The 659-nt window shown below is 49.5% G+C and carries 1 protein-coding gene; it reads right to left on the reverse strand.

Going from position 1 to position 659, the window contains the following annotated elements:
• On the reverse strand, positions 1–659 hold a 659-nt coding region (gene leuB / locus R7Q11_RS26830), incomplete at both ends, for a 3-isopropylmalate dehydrogenase (protein WP_225467071.1).

Raw genomic sequence — 659 nt, forward strand, 5'->3', positions numbered from 1 at the left:
GTCACCCATTTCTGATGTCGTCAGTGCAGGCTTGTCGCTTGCTAGGTCTGCGGTAAGCTCGCCTGCCGAAAGTGCTTTAGATACTGCGGATTCGATATCTTGCGCCGCAGCTTCTTCGCCAAAACTGTAACGCAGCATCAGTGCAGCAGAAAGGATCTGCGCTACTGGGTTAGCAATGTTTTTGCCTGCGATATCTGGTGCGCTGCCACCGGCAGGCTCGTATAGGCCGAACTTGCTTTCGTTAAGACTTGCTGAAGGCAACATGCCCATAGAGCCCGTGATCATTGCACACTCATCAGAGATGATGTCGCCAAAGATGTTTGAACATAACATGACGTCAAACTGGGCTGGGTCTTTGATTAACTGCATGGTCGCGTTGTCGATGTACATGTGAGACAACTCGACATCTGGGTAGTCTTTGGCAATCTCTTCCACAACTTCACGCCATAAGATAGAACTCTGCAGAACGTTTGCTTTGTCAATTGAGCACACTTTCTTACGACGTAGACGAGCAGATTCAAACGCGATTTTTGCAATACGTTCGATCTCAAAGCGGTGGTACACCTCGGTATCAAACGCTTTTTCGTTAGCGCCTTCACCCTCACGGCCTTTCGGTTGGCCGAAGTAGATGCCACCAGTTAATTCGCGTACAGATCGGA

The sequence above is a fragment of the Vibrio sp. 970 genome (genome assembly GCF_033339075.1).